At 50.1% G+C, this 21,388-nt stretch carries 23 protein-coding genes and 1 pseudogene; 19 read left to right on the top strand and 5 right to left on the bottom strand.

Translation table 11 applies throughout. The features are described 5' to 3' along the window. The first annotated feature begins 10 nt into the window (after positions 1 to 10). The 4 genes from nuoM (at position 11) to queD (ending at position 4,169) form a co-directional block, all read left to right on the top strand. A complete protein-coding gene (gene nuoM / locus LX59_RS04125; protein ID WP_144570576.1) occupies positions 11 to 1,534 on the top strand; it encodes an NADH-quinone oxidoreductase subunit M in 1,524 nt (507 codons plus the stop codon). A gap of 22 nt (positions 1,535 to 1,556) precedes the next feature. Then, positions 1,557 to 3,011 carry an NADH-quinone oxidoreductase subunit NuoN gene (nuoN, locus tag LX59_RS04120; protein ID WP_144570575.1) on the top strand — a complete coding sequence of 485 codons (1,455 nt, stop codon included), beginning with the start codon at positions 1,557 to 1,559 and terminating at the stop codon, positions 3,009 to 3,011. Between the two features lie 230 nt (positions 3,012 to 3,241). After that, the gene (locus LX59_RS04115) at positions 3,242 to 3,739 is read left to right on the top strand and encodes a hypothetical protein (protein ID WP_211354814.1); all 498 of its coding nucleotides are present in this window, start codon (positions 3,242 to 3,244) and stop codon (positions 3,737 to 3,739) included. Between the two features lie 70 nt (positions 3,740 to 3,809). After that, entirely contained in the window at positions 3,810 to 4,169 is a 360-nt protein-coding gene (gene queD / locus LX59_RS04110; RefSeq protein ID WP_144570573.1) for a 6-carboxytetrahydropterin synthase QueD, read from the top strand. Positions 4,170 to 4,214: 45 nt separating this feature from the next. Here the strand turns inward: queD and nfuA are convergent, their stop codons facing one another. After that, complete coding sequence (gene nfuA / locus LX59_RS04105) at positions 4,215 to 4,799, bottom strand: Fe-S biogenesis protein NfuA (RefSeq protein WP_144570572.1); 585 nt, start codon at positions 4,797 to 4,799, stop codon at positions 4,215 to 4,217. A gap of 315 nt (positions 4,800 to 5,114) precedes the next feature. Between nfuA and LX59_RS04100 the strand changes: the two genes are divergently transcribed. Continuing rightward, a complete protein-coding gene (locus LX59_RS04100) occupies positions 5,115 to 5,561 on the top strand; it encodes a phosphate-starvation-inducible PsiE family protein (RefSeq protein WP_144570571.1) in 447 nt (148 codons plus the stop codon). Between the two features lie 65 nt (positions 5,562 to 5,626). On the opposite strand, the gene LX59_RS04095 is transcribed toward LX59_RS04100, so the two are convergent. Beyond that, positions 5,627 to 6,079 carry a hypothetical protein gene (locus LX59_RS04095; protein ID WP_144570570.1) on the bottom strand — a complete coding sequence of 151 codons (453 nt, stop codon included), beginning with the start codon at positions 6,077 to 6,079 and terminating at the stop codon, positions 5,627 to 5,629. 365 nt (positions 6,080 to 6,444) lie between these two features. On the opposite strand from LX59_RS04095, the gene LX59_RS04090 reads away from it, so the two are divergent. Further along, complete coding sequence (locus LX59_RS04090; RefSeq protein ID WP_144570569.1) at positions 6,445 to 6,636, top strand: hypothetical protein; 192 nt, start codon at positions 6,445 to 6,447, stop codon at positions 6,634 to 6,636. A gap of 155 nt (positions 6,637 to 6,791) precedes the next feature. Here LX59_RS04090 and LX59_RS04085 read toward each other — a convergent pair whose 3' ends face one another. Next, positions 6,792 to 7,244, bottom strand: coding sequence for a flavodoxin (locus LX59_RS04085; RefSeq protein ID WP_144570568.1), 453 nt, complete (start codon positions 7,242 to 7,244; stop codon positions 6,792 to 6,794). Positions 7,245 to 7,323: 79 nt separating this feature from the next. Between LX59_RS04085 and folM the strand changes: the two genes are divergently transcribed. The 3 genes from folM (at position 7,324) to LX59_RS04070 (ending at position 9,619) form a co-directional block, all read left to right on the top strand. Further along, the gene (folM, locus tag LX59_RS04080; RefSeq protein ID WP_144570567.1) at positions 7,324 to 8,034 is read left to right on the top strand and encodes a dihydromonapterin reductase; all 711 of its coding nucleotides are present in this window, start codon (positions 7,324 to 7,326) and stop codon (positions 8,032 to 8,034) included. Positions 8,035 to 8,051: 17 nt separating this feature from the next. Beyond that, positions 8,052 to 8,426: a dihydroneopterin triphosphate 2'-epimerase gene (gene folX / locus LX59_RS04075; protein ID WP_144570566.1), complete on the top strand. Its 375-nt coding sequence runs from the start codon at positions 8,052 to 8,054 to the stop codon at positions 8,424 to 8,426. Between the two features lie 308 nt (positions 8,427 to 8,734). Further along, a complete protein-coding gene (locus LX59_RS04070; protein WP_144570565.1) occupies positions 8,735 to 9,619 on the top strand; it encodes a GT-D fold domain-containing glycosyltransferase in 885 nt (294 codons plus the stop codon). A gap of 52 nt (positions 9,620 to 9,671) precedes the next feature. Here LX59_RS04070 and mobB read toward each other — a convergent pair whose 3' ends face one another. Together mobB and mobA are read right to left on the bottom strand one after the other, a co-directional pair. After that, positions 9,672 to 10,205, bottom strand: a complete 534-nt coding sequence (gene mobB, locus LX59_RS04065) for a molybdopterin-guanine dinucleotide biosynthesis protein B (protein WP_144570564.1) — start codon at positions 10,203 to 10,205, stop codon at positions 9,672 to 9,674. Then, complete coding sequence (gene mobA, locus LX59_RS04060) at positions 10,195 to 10,812, bottom strand: molybdenum cofactor guanylyltransferase MobA (RefSeq protein WP_144570563.1); 618 nt, start codon at positions 10,810 to 10,812, stop codon at positions 10,195 to 10,197. Before mobA ends, mobB begins: the two co-directional genes overlap by 11 nt. A gap of 171 nt (positions 10,813 to 10,983) precedes the next feature. Between mobA and fdhD the strand changes: the two genes are divergently transcribed. The 10 genes and pseudogenes from fdhD (at position 10,984) to LX59_RS04005 (ending at position 21,355) form a co-directional block, all read left to right on the top strand. Then, entirely contained in the window at positions 10,984 to 11,853 is an 870-nt protein-coding gene (gene fdhD / locus LX59_RS04055) for a formate dehydrogenase accessory sulfurtransferase FdhD (RefSeq protein ID WP_144570562.1), read from the top strand. After that, positions 11,850 to 14,168, top strand: coding sequence for an FdhF/YdeP family oxidoreductase (locus LX59_RS04050; RefSeq protein WP_144570561.1), 2,319 nt, complete (start codon positions 11,850 to 11,852; stop codon positions 14,166 to 14,168). The genes fdhD and LX59_RS04050 overlap by 4 nt, the downstream gene beginning before the upstream one ends. Before the next feature lie 100 nt (positions 14,169 to 14,268). Then, a pseudogene (locus LX59_RS04045) lies at positions 14,269 to 15,826 on the top strand (L-lactate MFS transporter). An 88-nt stretch (positions 15,827 to 15,914) separates the two neighbouring features. Then, positions 15,915 to 16,850: a LysR family transcriptional regulator gene (locus tag LX59_RS04035; RefSeq protein ID WP_144570558.1), complete on the top strand. Its 936-nt coding sequence runs from the start codon at positions 15,915 to 15,917 to the stop codon at positions 16,848 to 16,850. Between the two features lie 84 nt (positions 16,851 to 16,934). Beyond that, positions 16,935 to 17,978: a GTP 3',8-cyclase MoaA gene (gene moaA / locus LX59_RS04030; RefSeq protein ID WP_144570557.1), complete on the top strand. Its 1,044-nt coding sequence runs from the start codon at positions 16,935 to 16,937 to the stop codon at positions 17,976 to 17,978. A gap of 55 nt (positions 17,979 to 18,033) precedes the next feature. After that, positions 18,034 to 18,576 carry a molybdenum cofactor biosynthesis protein B gene (moaB, locus tag LX59_RS04025; RefSeq protein ID WP_144570556.1) on the top strand — a complete coding sequence of 181 codons (543 nt, stop codon included), beginning with the start codon at positions 18,034 to 18,036 and terminating at the stop codon, positions 18,574 to 18,576. 2 nt (positions 18,577 to 18,578) lie between these two features. Next, positions 18,579 to 19,064, top strand: coding sequence for a cyclic pyranopterin monophosphate synthase MoaC (moaC, locus tag LX59_RS04020; RefSeq protein WP_144570555.1), 486 nt, complete (start codon positions 18,579 to 18,581; stop codon positions 19,062 to 19,064). Next, a complete protein-coding gene (locus tag LX59_RS04015) occupies positions 19,061 to 19,303 on the top strand; it encodes a MoaD/ThiS family protein (protein ID WP_144570554.1) in 243 nt (80 codons plus the stop codon). The genes moaC and LX59_RS04015 overlap by 4 nt, the downstream gene beginning before the upstream one ends. Before the next feature lies 1 nt (position 19,304). Next, positions 19,305 to 19,739 carry a molybdenum cofactor biosynthesis protein MoaE gene (locus tag LX59_RS04010; RefSeq protein WP_144570553.1) on the top strand — a complete coding sequence of 145 codons (435 nt, stop codon included), beginning with the start codon at positions 19,305 to 19,307 and terminating at the stop codon, positions 19,737 to 19,739. Between the two features lie 155 nt (positions 19,740 to 19,894). Next, on the top strand, positions 19,895 to 21,355 hold the full coding sequence (locus LX59_RS04005) for a DUF262 domain-containing protein (protein WP_144570552.1): 1,461 nt from the start codon (positions 19,895 to 19,897) through the stop codon (positions 21,353 to 21,355). Positions 21,356 to 21,388: the final 33 nt, after the last annotated feature.

Below are 21,388 nucleotides of genomic sequence, written 5' to 3'. Positions count from 1 at the left end.
CGAATTCGTCATGATTCTGCCCTGGCTTATCCTTATCCCCTTTGTCGGCGGCCTCCTGTGCTGGTTCACCGAGCGCTTCGACAAAAATCTACCGCGCTGGATTGCTTTAATCAGCGTGAGCTTACTCCTGCTCCTGAGCCTCTGGCTTTGGGCCACAGGGAACTACCAACTGGCTCCCACGCCCAGCACCGGCATTGCTTGGACTTTAGAGTTTAAGCAGCCTTGGATTGAGCGCTTTGGTATTAGCGTTCATCTGGCCCTCGATGGCCTGTCCATGCTGATGATCGTGCTCACTGGCTTGCTGGGTGTGCTCTCGGTGTTCTGCTCTTGGAAAGAGATCCAGCATCGGGTCGGCTTCTTCCACCTCAACCTGCTGTGGATTTTAGGCGGCGTGGTGGGTGTGTTCTTGGCCATCGACCTGTTCCTGTTCTTCTTCTTCTGGGAGATGATGCTGGTTCCCATGTACTTCCTGATCGCCCTCTGGGGTCATAGTGGAAGTGCAGGCAACAGCCGTATCAGTGCCGCGACTAAGTTCTTCATCTTCACTCAGGCCAGCGGTCTGATCATGCTGCTGTCCATTCTGGGACTGGTGTTTGTCAATTATCAGGCTACCGGCGTACTCACTTTTGATTACGCGACCCTGCTGAAAGCCAAACTGCCTGAAGGCGTGGACTATGTGCTGATGCTGGGCTTCTTCGTCGCTTTCGCGGTGAAAATGCCAGTGGTTCCCGTACACTCTTGGCTGCCTGATGCTCATACCCAAGCGCCCACCGCCGGTTCGGTGGACTTAGCGGGTATTCTGCTGAAAACCGCCGCTTACGGTCTGATGCGCTTTGCCATTCCGCTGTTCCCTGAGGCTTCCGCTGAATTCGCGCCCATCGCCATGACCTTGGCGCTGATCGGTGTGTTCTACGGTGCCTTTGTGGCCTTCGCCCAAACCGACATGAAGCGCTTGATTGCCTATTCCAGCGTGTCGCACATGGGCTTTGTGCTGATTGGTATTTACTCCGGCAACATCCAAGCGCTGCAAGGTGCAGTGGTGTTGATGGTGGCGCACGGTCTGTCGGCTTCGGCGCTGTTTATTCTCAGTGGCCAGTTGTACGAGCGTCTGCATACCCGTGATATGCGTGAAATGGGCGGCCTGTGGGCGCGTCTGCCTTGGTTACCAGCGATCAGCCTGTTCTTTGCAGCAGCCTCTTTGGGTTTACCGGGTACGGGTAACTTTGTCGGTGAATTCTTGGTGCTGATGGGTACCTTTGCCACGGCGCCTTGGGTGATCGTGATTGGTACCTTCGGCTTGGTGGTGGGCTCGGTGTACTCGCTGATCATGATTCATCGCGCCTACTTTGGCCCCGCCCGCTCTGAAGAGCCGTTGCCGGGTCTGAACTGCCGTGAGCTGAGCATGGTACTGCTGTTGGCGGTGCTGTTGATCCTGCTGGGTGTTTATCCGCAACCGGTGCTGGATGCTTCCGCTGCGACCATGAACGGTGTTCAGCAATGGCTGGGCATTGCCCTGAACCAACTGGTGCGGTAGTCGTACAATGGATACTTCCACTATGCAACTGACTTTATCCCATTTCGTCGCCCTACTGCCTTTGCTGGTAGTAGGCGCTACCGCCATCGCTGTGATGCTGGGTATCGCTTGGCGACGTTGTCATCAACTGAGCTTTATCATCTCTACAGTGGGTTTGAATCTGGCGTTACTGTCCATCATTCCCGCCTTAAACGCTGCACCCACTGCGGTAACGCCGCTGCTACAGGTCGACAACTTCAGCCTGTTTTATACCGCGCTGATTTTGGTCTCCACCTTAGCCTGCTTAACGCTGACCCATGCTTATATGGGTAAGACTGAGCAAGCGGGCTTTCCGGGCAACCGTGAGGAGCTGTATCTGCTGATGTTGCTGTCGGCTACCGGCGGCATCGTGCTGGTTAGCACTCAGCATCTGGCAGGTCTGTTCATTGGTCTGGAGCTGATGTCAGTGCCGCTGTACGGTATGGTGGGCTATGCCTTCTTCAACCGTCACTCACTGGAAGCAGCCATCAAGTACATGGTGCTGTCTGCCACCGGCTCGGCTTTCCTGCTGTTTGGTATGGCGCTGCTGTACGGTGAAACCGGCAGTCTGGTGTTCTCGGTCATCGGCCAAAACGCGGTTACTGATCTGACTCGCATGGGCATTGGCCTGATGCTGGTGGGTCTGGCCTTTAAACTGTCGTTGGTTCCCTTCCACCTGTGGACACCCGACGTTTATCAAGGCGCTCCGGCTCCGGTGGGTGCGTTCTTGGCTACGGCCAGCAAGGTCGGTGTGTTTGCGGTGTTGGTGCGTTTGCTGGAGCTGTCTCCTGCGACCGCCGAAGGTTGGTTAAATACCCTGCTGACCCTGATCGCCATTGCCTCCATTCTGGTGGGTAACTTGCTGGCGCTGTTGCAAAACAACCTCAAGCGTCTGCTCAGCTACTCTTCCATTGCTCACTTTGGCTATCTGCTGGTGGCTCTGATTGCCAGCAACGGCATGGGTATGGAAGCCATTAGTGTCTATCTGACGGCCTATGTGCTGACCAGCTTGGGCGCATTCGGTGTGGTGACGCTGGTTTCTACGCCCTTTAAAGAGCGCGATGCCGATGCACTGTACGACTACCGTGGCCTGTTCTGGCGTCGGCCTTATCTGACTGCGGTACTGACGGTGATGATGCTGTCGCTGGCGGGTATTCCGCTCACGGCGGGCTTTATCGGTAAGTTCTACATTCTGGCCACTGGCGTGGATGCCAAGCTGTGGTGGCTGATGGGTGCGATGGTCTTAGGTAGCGCCATTGGCGTGTTCTACTACCTGCGGGTGATGATTACTCTGTTCCTGCGCGAACCGGGTATGCACCACCACGATGCACCTACCGGCTGGGGCCAACAAGCAGGCGGTATTATGCTGATGTTGGTTGCCGCCTTAACCCTGATCCTCGGTCTGTATCCACAACCGCTGTTGGATCTGGTGCAACATACGGGATTGGCTGGTTTATAACGAGCTACATCTGCTTAATAAAAAACCCAGCCTTGTGCTGGGTTTTTTATTATGGAAAACGGTTCAGATAGAAGCAGCCTAATTTCTTGCCTGACAAAAACCAAAATGCCATCATTACCAACACAATTAATTAAGCAGCCTTAGAGTACAACAAGATAGATAACCAATAACTCTATCGAAATGGATAATCCAAAGTTAAATATTAGAGGAATATTGGAGAAGTAATTGCAATGCAGATAAAGGATGAAAAACTTAGGGAGATTTGGCACAAGGCTAACCCGCCTGTGATCTTCAAAAGAAAATCAGGAGAACCGCTACTTGTAAAGCTACCTGGTGATAATCACCTCAATAACTTTGACATCATCCGCAATAATAAAAGACACAAACCAAAGTGGAATAAGCAATTTAAATGCTGGGAAACACCTGTTGCTTGGTATGACGATCTTGCACATCACTTACTCAGCCATTTTAGCGGTGTTTACCTAATTCAGTTATATCGTGAACAACAAAAGTGTGCCCCCGCTTGTTGGAATGCATTAGGCCTGCATTGTGAGTGTTCATGTATGGGAGCCAATCATGGATCAGGGCATCCAAGTGGAAACTGGCATGAGGTCAGCGAAACATTCGCCTTCACATGGGGTGATAAAAAATACGCTAGCCGGCTACTACTACCCACCTTGGATAAATACTCGTCTAACAATAAAACGGGGCACTCCCACAACCTTTGACCTTTGCGCCCCCTCCCTCAACAGCGGATAATCCCAAACCCACTTTCTTCCGCCTGTGAGCTCTATTGACGTGGAAATTTTTAAGGAATTCACCTTTGAATCAGCCCATCGCCTGCCCTTTGTTCCCTTAGGGCATAAATGTGGGCGCTTGCACGGGCACTCCTTTCGAGTAGCCATTTACATCAAGGGCGAGGTCAATCCAGCCACAGGATGGATCCGTGACTTCGGTGAGCTAAAAGAAATTTTTAAGCCCATCTATGAACAACTGGATCACCACTATCTGAACGAAATCCCCGGTTTGGAAAATCCAACCAGTGAGAATATTGCCAAGTGGATTTGGCAGCGGCTAAAACCCATTCTGCCTGAGCTATCGCGCATCCGTATTCATGAAACCTGCACCAGCGGCTGCGAATATACCGGCGGGGATTGAGGCTCTATCAAAGGCGACTTCCGATGTCGCCTTTTCATACACGCCTTATAGGAAGGCGTTTTCTCTATTGGTGTGATCGGTGATATCACGCACGCCTTTTAGGTCAGGAATGCGCTCCATCAGGGTTTTCTCAACCCCTTCTTTTAAGGTCGCATCCACCATGCTGCACCCTTGGCAACCACCCCCAAAACGCATGATAGCAACCCCATCCTCTACAATTTCAACCAAGCTGACCTGCCCGCCGTGGCTGGCTAAACCGGGGTTGATCTCAGTTTGCAGGTAGTAGTTGATACGTTCGGGTAGAGGGCTGCTGTCATCAATCATGGGAATTTTGGCATTAGGCGCCTTGATGGTCAGTTGACCACCCAAAGCATCCGTTGCGTAATCCACCAGCGCATCTTCTAAGAAGGGCTCGCTCACTCCATCAATCCAGACCATAAAGTCCTTCAGTGAGATGGCGATATCGTCCGGCTGCTGCTCACCAAAACGGCAGTACGCTAAGCAGCTTTCCGCATGGGGCGTGCCCGGATGGCTGATGAAAATACGAATCCCCATATCTTTGGCACTTTGTTTGGCTAACAGGCCTGCCAGATACTCTTGGGCGGCTTCGGTAATTGCAATAGCACTCATGGCAACTCCTGATGATTTTTGGCCAGTGTACGCCAGCCAAGGGGTTCAGAAAAGACTTACAGATTTAGTCAAGTATACCCAAAGCGTACTATCCGCCAAAAATCTTAGCGCTCCTAGACCAAGGTTGTAGTGGCCTACCTCATAAAGCAGGGACGACCGATGTTTTCAAGTCAATATCAACGCTGTTAAAACCCCTAAGCCAACAGCCACCGAAGCTTAAAACACAATCTGTAACATTAAGAGTAAAATAAGCATGGCCCAAGCAGACATGAACAATTGCTTGATAAAAATAGCCATTGCGAGTACTCAACCAATATGAACCTACTCAATGAAAGAATTAAATCCGTCTACGATAAGGTAGTCAGTGGTGTATTTTGCATCATTTTAGTTTTTATAATTTTAGGCATAATTATTGGCACTCTACAACTAATCACTACCGTCTGGAATTTATTCGAGTTTAAGGAAATAACCAGAAACTACACTGAGCTAATTACTGGAGTTTTAACACTCTATGTACTCATTGAGCTGTCCAAATCCCTAGTGGATTACCATGAAACCCATGAAATACGTATTTCATTTCTTATTGATGCAGCAATCATCTTTATAGTACGCGAAATCATGATTGCTCTTTTTGAGCATAAAGCTGAAGCTAATATTATTTATGCATTTTCTGTTTTTTTAATTTCTTTAGGATTCATCCGGTTAATTTTTTGGTACATCGCCCGTAAAGGAAACACCTCCATCCAAAATAAACAGGAATAGCGTTTAATGCATTAAGGCCCGTTTACAGAAACACGGGCCACTCACCTAATGGCGCTCTGAGTATACTAACTGATCCGCTGTACTACCTTCACAGCAGCAGGAATGAGTATCTCCACATGCTGAACATCAGATTGTATCCAATACAATGCTGCTGTTTGATGCAGTTGTTCAATAAACTTAGGCCCAGAGGGATGACCAAAATCATAATTACCTCGATGTAGAGGTAAATCCGTTGTATCTACTGTAACCTGATAGATACTACTCAAGGGAGCATAATTAGCTCGGTAATACTCAGCCTCTTGGAGTGTTTCAAGAGCAAATACTGACTCCAAACGACTGGGCTTATCGGAGTATTGAGTTAATCGTATTTCCTCTAATAAATACTCTAAAATAGATATAGGGCCAAAACTATCCTGAGCTTTAATTAATTGTCCCCAAGCACCCGGTTTAATAATACTGCCACTCACAAGACCCTTAGGAGCCACATGGTAAAACAGCGTATTCTCTGACTGACTCATGGGATATCTCTAATAGCTCGTTTGAGTTAGTGATCAATCCTAACAAGATTGCACAGTGTCGAATATTTTACCTTTAAGTGAATATTGCCCTGATCCGTGCGGTAGAGCGGATGATCAATCCTTGAGCATAGTTCGAGCCAAGAAGGTGCAAACCTTGGGGCTTGAGATGTATCTACGCGTTACATTTCTGAACTAACACACCCAAAATTGCGAAAAGCTGCGCTAACTCAGGTTATAAAGTCTGCATCAATCATTATGTGGCAAAAAAATTGCTTACACATTTTCTGTCGAATTATAGCGCTGATGCTTGGTCAAAGCACAGTGAATACAGGCTAAAACCTTGTTGTTCAATACAGGAGGTAAACATGACTGCAACTACCATTATTTATGCCCACGCAACACGTGAAGAAGCTGAACAGGCTGCTTTTAACGCAGGCTACCGTAAAAACCATCTGGATTGGGACGATGAATGGAATGCCTACCGCCCCACGCTTGAACGGCTGTATCAAGCAGGTCGGCAAGCCGCTCAGGGTAGCAAAAGGGTTACAGCCCAATAATAAGATGTGTGTACGTGTTGATCTTGCGTGAAGACTGATTTGATCCAACGACTCTGAACTGTGCCCTATTAACTATTTAAAATTAATCCAGAGTCGAATCTACCCACTGCTCAGTGAGCGCCTTGATACTTCAGGCGCTCACAATACCTTGCTAACTAAGCCAAGGCTTGCTGAAAAGATTCAATCCAAGGCTCAGCATCCGTTTCCTGATCGACCGTTTCGCTAGCATCTAAGCGCAGCATATCCTGCACTTCGCGCACACCCAGCTCAGAAAACAACTCTCGAATCTGCTCGCCCCCCTGACAAAAAGTCTTGCGATAATTGCTATCGCCCAAGGCAATAATTCCGCCAGGTAAGCCTCGCCAACTGGCCGGTAAGGTATCTCGCACCTCTAAGGCTAAAGGCAGCAAGTTGTTGGGTAATTCACCATGTCCTGTGGTCGAGGTTACAAACAGCAAGGCTTGAGGTGCAAACTGCTGTACGGCCGTTAAACTTGTCTGTGGCTCATACCAGACTTTGAACCCTGCTTGCTCCAACATCGCCTGTGCATGGCGCGCCACGCGTTCTGCTGTACCAAACACCGATCCCGATATAATGGCAATATTCACAATAGCTCCCTCGCGAAGGTTTGGGCATTCAGAGTAACCTGAGCCTAGCCGCCTGTCGCCTCCACCAAGGAACGAGAATATGCCTAACGCCTCTGCCCCCATTTTGATCACCGGTGCAGCACAGCGAATTGGCCTCCACTGTGCTCATCGCTTACTGGATGATGGGCATTCGTTGATCATTAGCTACCGCCGTGAACGACCTGTGCTCGAAGAGCTACGCCAACGCGGAGTCATCACACTGGCGGCTGACTTTTCTTCTGAGATGGGAATTCAAAGTTTTATCCAAAACCTTAAAACACAGACTAACGCGCTGCGCGCTATTATCCATAATGCCTCTGAATGGTCGGCGGATACCTCCGGGCAAGAGGCCGCAATATTCCAGCGCTTATTTTGCGTACATATGCTGGCTCCATACCTTATTAATCTGGGTTGCGCGGATTTGCTGCAACAACAGAGTCCTGCCGATATCGTCCACATCAGTGATGATGTCACGCGCAAAGGCAGTGCCAAACGCATCGCTTATACGGCCAGTAAAGCCGGATTAGAAAGCCTTACCCTCTCCTTTGCAGCTTTGTTAGCCCCCAAAGTCAAGGTCAATGGTATTGCTCCAGCCTTGATTAGTTTTAACTCAAATGATGATGAGGCATACCGACAGGCAGCCCTAGCAAAGTCGGCCCTGCATATTGAACCCGGCCCGGAGGTAGTCTATCAAAGCCTGCGTTATCTGCTGGATAATCCCTACTTAACTGGCACTACCCTCAGCCTCAATGGGGGTCGCCATCTGATTTAAGCCCTATGGAGAGTTATATGCCACAGTTGGAACCGGGAATGGCGCGCATCCGCATCAAGAATCTGAGCTTGCGCACCTACATAGGTATTAAGGAGGAAGAAATTCTCAATAAACAGGATGTCATTATTAATCTGAGCATCGTATATCCGGCCAGTGATGCGGTACAGGTTAACGACATTCAACATGCGCTGAACTACCGCACCATCACTAAAGCCGTTATTCAGCATGTGGAAAACAATAGGTTTGCCTTACTGGAACGCCTAACACAAGAAATACTCGATTTAGTTATGACCTACGATACCGTGCTTTATGCCCAAGTCGAAGTCGATAAGCCCCATGCCTTACGTTTTGCTGAATCCGTATCCATCAGTTTAGCGGCCCGTCGAGGCTAAGGCTGATAACCCCATCTGTGCAGGCGCGGCCTATTTCAATTCAAATGAACAGGGCAGCGCCATAAGGAAACATTCGCTACGTTTAATAGTTTAGCTACAGCACTATAAGCTTATGCTCATATTTAGCTGAAGTTATACATGTCGGCATGTTAATGTAAACCAATATATAATCCAAATTGCCTTTGGTTTAATATCCATCTTCACATTAAAATGACATAACTTTTGCTATAAACTATCCTACATAAGACCTATGATACGAAAAATACACTTACCTCAAAAAGAACGTGCTTTAAAACACGCCCAAACCCATGAAAAAGTCAAGAAAGATAAAAATCAATTTACTGTATTTAATAAAGTTCACTTACTATAAGTACTGTAATAAAATTCCTGTGATACAAGACTCTAACCAAACCCTTGATGAAATCATCCAGCATAAAAAATCCATCGCCCGATTTGGGGATGGAGAGCTCAATCTGTTGCATGGGCGCTCACTCAGATTTCAGCGCTTTGACCAATCTCTTGCCGATCGGTTAAAAGCTATTCTCACTACGTCCAAGGATAACTGTCTAATTGCACTACCTAAGCCCTTAATTGAACAAAACAATCTTAATAAAAAAGCTTCAGTATTCTGGAAAAATATGTTTAACAAGTACTTTTCCATTTACTTAAACTACATAGATATCAATAAAATCTATGCCAACACCAACGTCACTAGACCCTATATCGACTACCAAAAAAACAAAACTCAGGATCTTTTATTCCAAAAGTTCAAAGAGTTATTCAAAAATAGACGTATTTTTATCGTAGAGGGTGCTGCTTCGAAAATAGGCGTTGGTAATGACCTATTAGCAGAAACTACCACCATTCGCCGCATAATTACTAAGAGTAAAGATGCCTATGATGTTTACGATCAGTTACTGCACCGCTGCACGCAACTGATTCAAAAAGATGAGTTAGTACTGATTGCATTAGGCCCAACAGCTACCGTACTGGCTTATGATCTGAGCAATCTCGGTTATCAAGCCATCGACATCGGACACTTAGATATCGAGTATGAATGGTTTCTGCAACAAGCCACGGAAAAAGTACCTATTCCGGGTAAAGATGTCAGCGAAGCTAAGCATTTTAACGAAGGCTCACACCCAGAACTTGATGCTGTATATGCAGCACAAATCCTTGAATACCTGTATTAACCCTCTAGTACACAGGCCTTAATCCGAGCGATACCAGCACAAGAAAAATCGCTCACCTAAGGGCCCAAGTGCTGATCCAAGCTGCAATTGTCATCACATCATTCAGGGGTAAAACCTCAACTCCGCTTGGTACCGATATTACCTCACTACTGGCTACGGCTTTAATCCAAGGATCATTCCAAGCCTGAATAGGCCTTCCTAATTCGGGACGATGTAGTTCCAACTTAGGTAAAGGCCAGTGTTTAAAGCCTTCGATCAATACCAGATCAGGCTTGGATATCAGGACATAATCCAGCAATAAGGGCAAATCCAGATCATCCATTTGATCGGGTGTTTCCATCATCACGGCAAAACGCTTTGCTGTAGCCAGAACTACCGGCATGGCTCCCGCCATACGAAAGCGGTGCGTATCCTTGCCGGGGGTATCCACATCTACATCGTGGTGGGCATGTTTAATCACTGCTGTCCGTATACCCTGCGCGGATAACATCGGCAACAAGGCCTCAATCAAGGTGGTTTTTCCGGTGCCACTGTAAGCAACAATACCCAACAAGGGTAAATCATAGCGACTGTGGTCAAAGTCCATTATTTTTGCCCTCAATTGCGGCGGCTAAGTCCTCCAAAGTATTAAGGTTTTGAAAAGCCTGAGTCTGTGCAAATTCCAGTATTTGCCACGAATGCCGCCGATACCAAGCCATCATTCGCCGTTCTCCAGAAGCCAAAAATGCTGCAAGGTCATCCGCCAAAGCGGTGCGGATCAGGGCTATTACCGGATGAGTTTGTCTAGGATCAGCCGCTATCAAAATATCCCAAGGATTTTCCGGGTGTTGCTCAACCAGAGCCTGTTCAAAACGCACCAGCAAATCAGCGGGTAAAAAAGGCGTATCACAGGGCACACACAGCGTCCAAGGAGTGGAACTGACGCGCAAGACTGACAATAGCCCCATCAGCGGCCCCTGAAAACCTGAAGCAATGTCTTCGACAACGGGATAACCCAAAGCCCGATATTGCGCCAAAGAACGATTAGCACTGATGAATATGGGGGCATTTGTTTGGGCTTTTAAGCGTTCCAAAACCTGCTGCACCAAAGGCAAACCTTGAAAAGACATCATACCTTTGTCTAGTCCCCCCATTCGACTGCCTTGACCACCGGCCAGCACAGCCACCGTAATGGGATATGAAGTTTCACGCATAGATCGGGGCTTCCATTCAAATAGGAGCGGATAAGCAGATAGCTTAACGCCTGACAAGCCCCTGCGCTCATAGACCGCATCTACTAGGACATCGACATTGGCAATTGGACGAATATTTCGTACCGATTTAGCTTTTTTTATACCGACTATCCTATCCAGCGACATAAATCTATGATCTCAGTCAAGATAGATCCCTTTGCCACAGCGACGACTTGTCCTGCTGCCTTACCCGCCGGGCTGTCTAGTATGGGCTATCTGGACTTAACTGATCACGCGGCTCGGCATACCCAGCTAATCACCGAGTTACCTCTGGCCATCAACTACAATGGCTTAGCCCATGCAGTAATGATGGTGACACCGCAGGACTTAGAAGATTTTTTATTCGGCTTTTCCCTCAGTGAAGGCATTATTCAACACGCCAGCGACCTACTGGATTGGCACTTAGAACCGCACATACTGACCGATGGCCGCTCCGCACTAAATGCCGATGTGCAATTAAGCGCACGTCAATTGGCCCAGTTTAAACAGGAGCGCCAATTCCGGCGCGGTGCCACAGGATGCGGAATTTGTGGCACTGAATCCCTGAGCCTTGCTCTGCCCGAGCTACCTAAACTTTCCAATGCACCGCTGCCTGATGCCAAACAATTGCTGCATTGGCGTGACCATTTTGGCCAATGGCAAATACTGGGTCGTCAAGCGGGGGCTATTCATGCTGCGCTCCTGTTATCCCCCGAAGGCGAAGCCCTGTTCTGCCGCGAAGATATTGGCCGCCACAACGCACTGGACAAGCTGATTGGCCACAGCCTGCGCACTCGGCGCTCTCTGCAAGGACATGCGGCTTTGATGAGCAGCCGTTGCAGCACTGAGTTGATTCAAAAAGCGGTACGCGCAGGGCTATCCACTCTCATTCACTTGGCTTCCCCCAGTGATTTGGCGGTACAGCTAGCCCGCCATTACGGCCTAAACCTTATCCACCTACCCAGACACAGCGGCCCGCGTCTCTACGCCGGCCCCTCAATGCGGCTCCCGGAGACTCTATGAGCGACAAACACGCAACCGATGCCTATTACAAGCCCTACCACGGCCCGGCCGGTGGCTGGGGGGCGCTCATCTCTACCCAACACCACTGGCTGCAAAGCAAAAACGCTACCCGCAACCTGCGTACCCTGCTCAAAACTAACCAATCCCAAGGTTTTGACTGCCCCGGCTGCGCATGGGGTGAGCAGCATAAACCGGGTATGGTACGTTTCTGCGAGAACGGCGCTAAAGCCGTGAACTGGGAAGCCACCAGCCGCACTGTTGGATCCGCTTTTTTTGCTCAACACAGTGTCAGTGCTCTGTATGCGCAAACGGATTACTTCTTGGAGTTCCAAGGCCGTCTGACCGAGCCAATGCGCTACAACCCAACCACGGATCATTACGAGCCCATCAGTTGGGATGATGCCTTTGCTCTGATTGCGGAGGTGCTCAAACGCCAAGACACCCCCGATCGCGTAGAGTTTTACACCTCCGGCCGTGCCAGCAACGAAGCGGCATTCCTGTACCAGCTGTTCGCCCGTGCATATGGCACCAACAACTTCCCTGACTGCTCCAATATGTGCCACGAGGCCAGCGGTTACGGCTTGATCAGCAGTATCGGCATCGGCAAAGGCACAGTAGAAATCGACGATTTCGAGCACGCCGATGCGGTCTTTGTATTCGGTCAAAATCCCGGCACCAATCACCCGCGCATGCTGGATACCCTGCGTGAAGTAATCAAAAACGGCAAACAGGTGCTGTGCTTTAATACCTTGAAAGAGCGCGGTTTAGAGCGCTTTCAGCATCCACAAAATCCGGTGGAAATGCTCACCAATGGCTTCACTCCACTGAATACCGCTTATTTCATCCCCAAATTGGGCGGCGATATGGCAGCGGTACGCGGTATGGTCAAAGTGCTGATCGAGATGGAAGCCGAGGCCCAAGCCCGAGGCGAGGCCCTATTTGATCACGCCTTTATCGCCGAGCACACCCAAGGCATGGACGACTACCTGAAGCAGGTAGAAGCCACACCTTGGGAGAAAATCCTTGATCAGTCCGGTTTAACCCGTGAAGAAATCACCCACGCTGCGCAGGTATACGCCCGCTCCGAGCGCGTGATCTGCACTTGGGCGATGGGCATCACCCAGCACAAGCACTCAGTGCCCAGCATCCACGAAATCGTCAACCTGCTGCTGTTGCGCGGTAACATCGGTAAGCCGGGGGCAGGAGCCTGCCCAGTGCGCGGCCACAGCAACGTGCAGGGCGACCGGACGATGGGCATTAACGAAAAGCCCGCAAAACTCCTACTGGATAAGCTCAGCCAACGCTTTGAGTTTGAGGCTCCAAGCTTGCCAGGGCACAACGTGGTGGAAGCTATTCAGGCTATGCTGAACAAAGACAGCCGCGTCTTTATCAGCTTGGGCGGTAACTTTGCTGCCGCTACACCCGATACTGAAGTCACCGAGCAAGCCCTGCGTAACTGCGAATTGACGGTGCAAATCAGCACCAAGCTCAACCGCTCCCATCTGGTAACGGGTAAAGAAGCCCTGATTCTGCCCTGCCTCGGACGTACCGATCAGGACATCCAAAAAACCGGCCCACAACGGGTAACGGTAGAAGACTCGTTCAGCATGGTGCATGCCTCAGCGGGTGTGCTTCAGCCACTTAGTACAGAGATGCGTTCTGAACCAGCCATTATTGCGGGCATGGCTCAGGCCACCTTGGGTAGCTTCCCGATTGACTGGCTGTCGGTGGTGGAAGACTACGACCGTATCCGCGATCTCATCCAAGATGTGATCCCCGGTTTCAGCGACTTTAACCACAAGATCGCCGCGCCCGGCGGCTTTTATCTGGGCAACAGCGCCCGCGAGCATCGTTGGAATACACCAGCCGGTAAAGCCATCGTCCACACTCATGGTTTACCTGAGCATATTCTGCACAGTGCTGCAGCGGATCTGATCACCCATAACACGCTGATTATGCAGACTCTGCGCTCCCACGATCAGTACAATACCACCATCTATGGCCTAAACGACCGTTACCGGGGTATTACCGGCGAGCGCAAAGTGGTGTTTATCAACCCTGCCGATTTGCAACGCTTAGGTTTTACCGAAGGCCAAGAAGTCAGCATTCGCTCCCTATGGAATGATGGCCGCGAACGGCGGGTCGATGGCTTTAAACTGGTGCCCTACAGCATCCCCGCTGGCAACGTGGCGGCCTATTACCCAGAGACTAATCCCTTAGTCCCCCTGAGCAGCGTAGGCGATTACAGCCATACCCCAACCTCCAAGAGTATTGCGGTAGTGCTGGAGCCTAACCAAAGCACGCGAATTATCTGATGTACCCGTAGGCTCGACAAAGAACAGCGCGGTTCTTTGTCGAGGCATTCCTGCATTAACCCCTAGCTGTGTGCCCCAACAATCAGAGGACTTCACGCCCATGAGCGATCCCGGATTTTTCTCTAAGGAGCGCATTATTGCGTCTCCCGGTTACAACCGCTGGTTGATTCCACCGGCTGCCCTATCCGTACACCTATGTATTGGGCAGGCCTATGCCTTCAGCGTATTCAACGAACCTTTGACCCGTATTGTGGGCGTGACCCAATCCACCCCCGACGATTGGAAACTAACATCAGTGGGCTGGATTTTCAGTCTGGCCATTGTATTCCTCGGCATCTCAGCAGCTTTTGGTGGTAAATGGCTGGAAAAAGTCGGCCCCCGCACCACTATGTTTGCTTCGGCTTGCTGCTTCGGTGGCGGCTTTTTGGTATCGGCACTGGGTATTTGGCTGCATCAAATCTGGCTGATCTACCTCGGTTACGGGGTAATCGGCGGTATTGGGTTAGGGCTCGGTTATGTGTCGCCGGTATCTACCTTGCTGAAGTGGTTCCCGGATCGGCGCGGTATGGCCACCGGCATGGCCATTATGGGCTTTGGTGGGGGTGCGCTCATCGGAGCGCCCGCCTCAGTCGCCTTAATGGACTACTTCAAAACCGCTACCTCAACAGGCTTGACCGAAACCTTCTTAGTCATGGGGGTGGTGTACTTTATCTCCATGATGCTAGGCGCTCTGACTATTCGCATTCCCCGCGAGGGTTGGAAACCTGAAGGTTGGACGCCTCCGGTGACTCAATCCCGCATGGTCACTAGTAACCATGTACACATTGACCAAGCGCTGAAAACCCCGCAGTTCTACATGCTGTGGCTGATTCTGTGCCTGAACGTCACCGCCGGTATTGGCGTATTGGGACAGGCTTCAGTGATGATTCAGGAGATGTTCCAAGGCACAGTCACTGCTTTAGCCGCTGCTGGTTTTGTGGGACTGCTGAGTATCTTTAACATGGGTGGCCGTTTTATCTGGGCTTCGGTCTCAGATTACATTGGCCGTAAGATGACCTATACCCTGTTCTTCTTCGCCGGGGCACTGCTGTACGCCTTAGTGCCAACGCTGGGTCAGAGCGGCAACATTGTGCTGTTTATCGCTTGCTACGCCTTGATTATGAGCATGTACGGCGGGGGCTTCTCCACCATTCCGGCTTATCTAGCGGATGTGTTTGGTACCCGTTATGTGGGTGGTATTCACGGTCGTCTGCTGACCGCTTGGGCTACGGCGGGGGTATTAGGCCCGGTGTTGGTCAACTACCTACGCGAATACCAAATTGCTCAGGGTGTGCCTAAAGCCGACGCTTACACCATCACCATGTACATCATGGCCGGTCTGTTGGTGCTGGGCTTTGCCATCAATGCCCTGATGCATCCGGTGCATGAAAAACACCACATGAACGACGAAGAACCCAACAAAGGCTTAAGCCCTGCTTAATAGTCCTGCGAGGAATATGCTGATGACTACTTCTTCTACCCTAATTGATACCACCACCAGTACCTCCGGCGATAATAGTCAGAAGGTACTAGCCATTCTGTTTTGGGCTTATGTCAGCATCCCACTGGCTTGGGGCATATTCCAAACATTAAAGAAGGCCATGGCTTTGTTTAGCTAATCCGCTTACCGACTGCCGGGGCTTAGCCGTGGCAGTCGGAACAGCTCACAATGCTCTGCCCGCCACAGCCGTTCAGGGGAGAGGCCGGATGGATATTAAGCAATTACAGTTTCTTTGTGCTTTAGATCAGTACGAGCACTTCAGTCAGGCCGCCGATGCCTGCCATGTCACCCAACCTACCTTATCCATGCGCCTAAAACGCCTTGAAGATGAACTGGGTGTGCCTTTGGTCATCCGTAACCAACGCTTTGAGGGCTTTACCCCTGAGGGTGAGCGCCTGCTGGCTTGGGCCAAACAGGTGGTCAGCGCCTACGAGGGCATGAAAACTGAAGCCAGCCGCCTGCGAGGAGCCTTAGTCGGAACCTTGCGCATTGGTATGGTGCCTCTAAGCCATGTGTGCCTGTTACCTCTACTCAGACATCTTCGGCAACAAGCGCCTATGGTGCGTTTCCAACTGCATTCTTTGAGCTCAGGGGCTATTTTGGAGCAGTTAGAGCACAATGCCCTAGACATCGGCCTCAGCTACTTGCAGCAAACCGGCATTGAACGCTACCGCACGCTGCCTTTAGGGAATCCATCCATTGGTCTGCTCTATCACCCCGACTGGTTTGACCTAGAGGATCGCCCACCCCTGAGTTGGGATGAAATCGCCGCCTTACCTTTGGGGCTACTCAGTACCGCTATGCGCTTTCGTCAAGGATTAGACAGCAGCGCGGCTGGTCAAGGCGTTACCTTACAGCCGGTGATTGAGTCCGACTCTGTAGACCACTTAATTGAGTGCGTGAATGTTGGCCTCTGTTGCAGCCTGATGCCTTTGGGGGTATCCATCTCGCCCCGTCTTGAGTCGTTGCGGGTACATACTTTAGCCGTACACCTCAACCCCATGCCTCTAGGACTGATTTGCCGTGCAACGGAAAACAACTCCCTTACCCGCACACTAATGCAGCAGGCAGAGCATTGGGTCAACACACTCCAGCCTCAACAGCCTAATTCGTTATGCCTACGCTATAGAGGCCATCAATGATTAAATCAGTATCAGCGATTGGACAGGCCCCTCAGAGCCCATTAGCGTGTTTTCAGTGCGTATCCTATTTAGAGCAACTTATCCATGACAAAAATCAATATTAGTGACCAAAATGCACATGGAAAGGCTCCAACGGACACCCTCAATCAACCGAACTCGCTACAAGATTCTTGGGGTCGTCAGTTCCGCTACCTGCGTCTGTCTCTGACCGATGTGTGCAACATGCGCTGCACTTACTGTTTGCCCGACGGCTACCAGCGCACCCACAACGAGCAGTTTTTAACCAGTGCAGAAGTGACAAACATCGTCCGTGCCTTTGCCCGCCTTGGTACGCGCAAAATCCGCTTAACCGGAGGCGAGCCCTCGTTACGTCAGGATTTGCCGCAGATTATTGAAGACTGCAAAGCCACGTCCGGCATTACCCAAGTCGCTGTAACCACCAATGGCCTTAAACTCGCCCGCCTTTTAGATGACTGGAAAGCCGCCGGACTGGATCAAATCAACATCTCAGTGGACAGCCTGACTGCCGACAGCTTTGCCCTGATTACCGGCCACGACCGTCTGAGCCAACTGCTGGGTGATATTGACCAGGCACTGGCCGATCAGTGGACACTCAAGGTCAATGCCGTATTACTGCGCGGCCAAAACGACCGCGAACTGCCCGCCTTTCTGAATTGGCTGCGCGATCGTCCGCTGACCCTGCGCTTTATCGAGTTAATGCGCACCAACGACAACGCTGACTACTACCAACAGCACCACCTGCGCGGCGCAGTCTGGATGCAGCAATTGATGCAACAAGGCTGGCAAGAACTACCGCGTTCAGAGGACTCTGGCCCAGCCCGTGAGTTTTGGCACCCGAATTACGCCGGGCGTATCGGCTTTATCCTGCCCTACGCCCCCAGCTTTTGTGCCAGTTGCAACCGGCTGCGGGTATCGGCACGCGGGGATTTGCACCTGTGCCTGTTCACCGAACAAGGCCACAGCCTGCGCGACCTGCTGCAATCGCCGGAACAATTGCCGCAACTGCAACAACGCCTACAGCAACTGCTGCACCTCAAAGCCGAGCAACACCCGCTGCTGTTGGAACAAAGCGGCGGTAATAGACACTTCGCCGCCATCGGTGGCTAAAGCTAGTATGTAGCTGTTCATTGTTGCGGCTTAAACCACTGCCTGAGGAGTTTTTATGTCTGCCCACCACCACGCCGAAGCCGCTTTTGTGCCCCTGTCCATTGCCGTGCTCACCGTGTCCGACACCCGCACGCCGGAAACCGACACCTCCGGCAATCTGCTGGTCGAATGCTTGACCCATGCAGGCCATAAGCTGATCACCCGCGCGATTGAAAAAGACGACATCTACCGCCTGCGCGCTCGTGTTTCCGAGTGGATCGCCGATCCGAGCATCCAAGTGATTCTGACCACTGGCGGCACCGGCTTCTCAGGCCGCGACAGCACCCCCGAAGCCTTGGGCGTACTGTTCGACAAGCACATCCAAGGCTTTGGCGAACTGTTCCGCCAAGTCTCCATCGCTCAGGTTGGCCCCTCCACCCTGCAAAGCCGCGCCTTGGCGGGATTCGCCAACAACACCCTGATTTTCTGCTTGCCCGGCAGCAACAACGCTTGCCGCACCGGTTGGGATGAAATCATCGCCAACCAACTGGACGCCCGCACCAAGCCCTGCAACTTTGTTCCGCACCTCATCGGCGGCCATCACCACCACGGAGCCTAAGCATGGAACTGACCCACTTGGATGCCCAAGGCCGCGCCAGCATGGTGGACGTGGGCGACAAAGCCATCAGCCGCCGCGAAGCCGTGGCCGAAGTTTGGGTGCACATGCACCCCAGCACCTTGCAGCGCATCCTTGAGGGCGGTTTCGACAAGGGCGATGTGTTCGGCGTGGCGCGGATTGCGGGCATTCAAGCCGCCAAGCGCACCGCCGAACTGATTCCCCTCTGCCATCCGCTGATGCTGAGTAAAGTACAGGTCGAACTGACTGCCGAACCCGAACAACAGCGCGTCCACATCGAAGCCCGCTGCCGTTTAGACGGTAAAACCGGCGTGGAGATGGAAGCCCTCACCGCCGCCTCTGTCGCTGCCTTGACCCTGTACGACATGTGCAAAGCCGTCGATCCGGCCATGACCATCGAACACCTACGGGTGCGGGAAAAAACCGGCGGCAAAACCGGCCATTGGCAACATCCGGAGTGCAGCCCATGAAAGTTCTGTTTTTTGCCGCGCTGAAAGAACAGCTCGGTGTGGAGCAACTGGACTGGCCCACCCCCGCCGCCACGCTGGGCGAACTGCGCCAGCAGCTCATGGCCCAGTCACCGGAATGGCAGCAGGCTTTTAGCCGTTATGCGCAGATGGCGGCGGTGGATCAAAGCCTTAGCCCCGACAGCACGCCCTTGGCCGATGTGCAGGAAGTCGCCTTTTTCCCCCGCGTCACCGGAGGCTAGGATGATCGCCCTACAACGCGAGCCCCTCGACCTCAACGCCCTCAACGCCCAACTGGAAAGCCCGAACGGGGAAACCGGAGCCGCCGTGACCTTCTGCGGCACGGTGCGCGACGATGGACAGGTGATCGCCCTTGAACTCGACCACTACCCCGCCATGACCGAACTAGCCATGCAGCAGTTGGTTGCCGAAGCCGAGCAGCGCTGGACACTGGCCAAGGTACTGCTGATTCACCGCGTGGGCCGCATTGAACTGGGCCAGCCCATTGTCTGGGTCGGCGTGACCAGTGCCCACCGCGCCGAAGCCTTTGCCGCCTGCGAGTTTTTAATGGACGCCCTGAAATCCCGCATTCCACTGTGGAAAAAGGTGCATTACCACGACGGGCGTAGTGAGTGGGTAGAGGCGAAAGGCAGTGATGCGCAGAGGGCGGAGCGGTAGGTGTGATAGTAAAATGCCGTAGACGAGTCAAAGAGAAATCAGATAGGGTTTAAAGCCAGTTTCCAGAATAGTACAGGCCACTCTCAGACAGCAAATAATGCTTAGATCGTGCTATTCAACTGATTAGAGCTTTATTTCTTTAAGAAGGAATTTTTATGAGTAGTATTCAAAACATAGACGTTAGCTTACAGGCAATTGTTAAAAATATAGATAAAAACATCTATCTAATTCCTAAATTTCAGAGAGATTTTGTTTGGAAAAGGAAAGCTATTGAAGAGCTCGGAGACTCTATTATTCGAGGCTATCCAATCTCATCTTTGTTGATTATGCCAGAAAATGGAAATTTGAAAGTCAGTGCACACTCGCTAATCGAAAACATTAAGAAAGAATACAACCAAGAAGAAAATAATGAGCCAAAATATTATATACTAGACGGACAACAAAGACTGACATCAATAGCAAAATTATTCCTACCAAAGAATAATGGGGATGATGAGTTTTACTTCGACTTACTGGCACTTTTATTAGATAAGTTTCCCGAAGATAAAATACTTGAAATCCCCAGTGTAAAAAAACTCACAGAACTATCAGGAGTTATTACGGATAATTACATGGAGCTTTGCCGGGCATTCAGTGTTGGCAAGGGAAAAGGAAAGCAACTGACACGCCACTATAATAGATTCATTTCTGGAGAGAGCGTAATAGAAAAAAGATACAGTGAAGTTATTGATGACTTTTTTGAACAATGGTTTGATGGTTTTAAATCAAAAAATAAAACCAAATTCTTTGACTATAAAAACTATGTAACATCTGTTCTTGGCGTCATAGGAGAGTATAAGATTCCCGCCATGAAAATTGATGGCGAATCAGAGCTTGGCATAGTTATACGAGTATTTGAGAAGGTGAATACCACGGGAAAAAAATTAACCTTATTTGACTTAATCAATGCGCAATCCTTTGAAGATAAAAAACATAAAGATGGTCTATCTGATTATCTTAGTAGTGAAATAAAGTCAACTTCTCATGAACGACATGGAGTCTTTAATTTTTTAGAGTACAAGGATAATGGCAAGTTTGAAAACTTAGCTAGAATTATACGTATTTTTGAAATCGCAAACTTACTTGAGAAAAACACTATACCTGCCATATCTAAGCAATCCATGTTAGCGCGAGGTTCTAGCTTTTGGTTTGGGTGCTGGGAAAAACAAGGAAATAAATTTCTTGAAATCGTTGAGTGGATGAATGAAGAAGGGTTGCTTGATATTGGTCAAGTCACATTTTTGGAGTATGCAATTGCAATCTTACTAGCAAAACCAACCATGTTTGAAAATTTAGAGTATAGAGAACGCATTGAGAAATATGCTATTTATTTAACTTTATCAGAAAGTAGTTTTACCAAATCAAACCTTGACGTGGTAAAAAAACTTTACACATCTGAGTCTCCAAACATGCCGATAAATATCAATGACAAAATGATTTTAGACTGTAAGCCTACAAGCTCGCAAACTAAAGTCATTCAAAAAATTCTGCAAAAAAAAGGAGTTACTTATGAAATCAATAACGAAGTCCATGCACAAGAAGCATCAGAAATTATAAACTCCTACTTTAGTGCTTAACACATTATCAAGTGTCTCAGCACCTCGTAAGGT

The sequence above is a fragment of the Azomonas agilis genome, assembly GCF_007830255.1.
In the GTDB taxonomy this organism is placed as follows: Bacteria; Pseudomonadota; Gammaproteobacteria; order Pseudomonadales; family Pseudomonadaceae; genus Azomonas; species Azomonas agilis.
This window is presented reverse-complemented; position numbering and strand designations above follow the sequence as displayed.

Coding starts and splice junctions, on each gene's coding strand:
- nuoM (WP_144570576.1), top strand. CDS start 11: ATGATTCTGCCCTGGCTTATCCTTATCCCCTTTGTCGGCGGCCTCCTG.
- nuoN (WP_144570575.1), top strand. CDS start 1,557: ATGCAACTGACTTTATCCCATTTCGTCGCCCTACTGCCTTTGCTGGTA.
- LX59_RS04115 (WP_211354814.1), top strand. CDS start 3,242: ATGCAGATAAAGGATGAAAAACTTAGGGAGATTTGGCACAAGGCTAAC.
- nfuA (WP_144570572.1), bottom strand. CDS start 4,799: ATGAGTGCTATTGCAATTACCGAAGCCGCCCAAGAGTATCTGGCAGGC.
- LX59_RS04100 (WP_144570571.1), top strand. CDS start 5,115: ATGAACCTACTCAATGAAAGAATTAAATCCGTCTACGATAAGGTAGTC.
- LX59_RS04095 (WP_144570570.1), bottom strand. CDS start 6,079: ATGAGTCAGTCAGAGAATACGCTGTTTTACCATGTGGCTCCTAAGGGT.
- LX59_RS04090 (WP_144570569.1), top strand. CDS start 6,445: ATGACTGCAACTACCATTATTTATGCCCACGCAACACGTGAAGAAGCT.
- folM (WP_144570567.1), top strand. CDS start 7,324: ATGCCTAACGCCTCTGCCCCCATTTTGATCACCGGTGCAGCACAGCGA.
- folX (WP_144570566.1), top strand. CDS start 8,052: ATGCCACAGTTGGAACCGGGAATGGCGCGCATCCGCATCAAGAATCTG.
- LX59_RS04070 (WP_144570565.1), top strand. CDS start 8,735: ATGAAAAAGTCAAGAAAGATAAAAATCAATTTACTGTATTTAATAAAG.
- mobB (WP_144570564.1), bottom strand. CDS start 10,205: ATGGACTTTGACCACAGTCGCTATGATTTACCCTTGTTGGGTATTGTT.
- mobA (WP_144570563.1), bottom strand. CDS start 10,812: ATGCGTGAAACTTCATATCCCATTACGGTGGCTGTGCTGGCCGGTGGT.
- fdhD (WP_144570562.1), top strand. CDS start 10,984: ATGATCTCAGTCAAGATAGATCCCTTTGCCACAGCGACGACTTGTCCT.
- LX59_RS04050 (WP_144570561.1), top strand. CDS start 11,850: ATGAGCGACAAACACGCAACCGATGCCTATTACAAGCCCTACCACGGC.
- LX59_RS04035 (WP_144570558.1), top strand. CDS start 15,915: ATGGATATTAAGCAATTACAGTTTCTTTGTGCTTTAGATCAGTACGAG.
- moaA (WP_144570557.1), top strand. CDS start 16,935: ATGACAAAAATCAATATTAGTGACCAAAATGCACATGGAAAGGCTCCA.
- moaB (WP_144570556.1), top strand. CDS start 18,034: ATGTCTGCCCACCACCACGCCGAAGCCGCTTTTGTGCCCCTGTCCATT.
- moaC (WP_144570555.1), top strand. CDS start 18,579: ATGGAACTGACCCACTTGGATGCCCAAGGCCGCGCCAGCATGGTGGAC.
- LX59_RS04015 (WP_144570554.1), top strand. CDS start 19,061: ATGAAAGTTCTGTTTTTTGCCGCGCTGAAAGAACAGCTCGGTGTGGAG.
- LX59_RS04010 (WP_144570553.1), top strand. CDS start 19,305: ATGATCGCCCTACAACGCGAGCCCCTCGACCTCAACGCCCTCAACGCC.
- LX59_RS04005 (WP_144570552.1), top strand. CDS start 19,895: ATGAGTAGTATTCAAAACATAGACGTTAGCTTACAGGCAATTGTTAAA.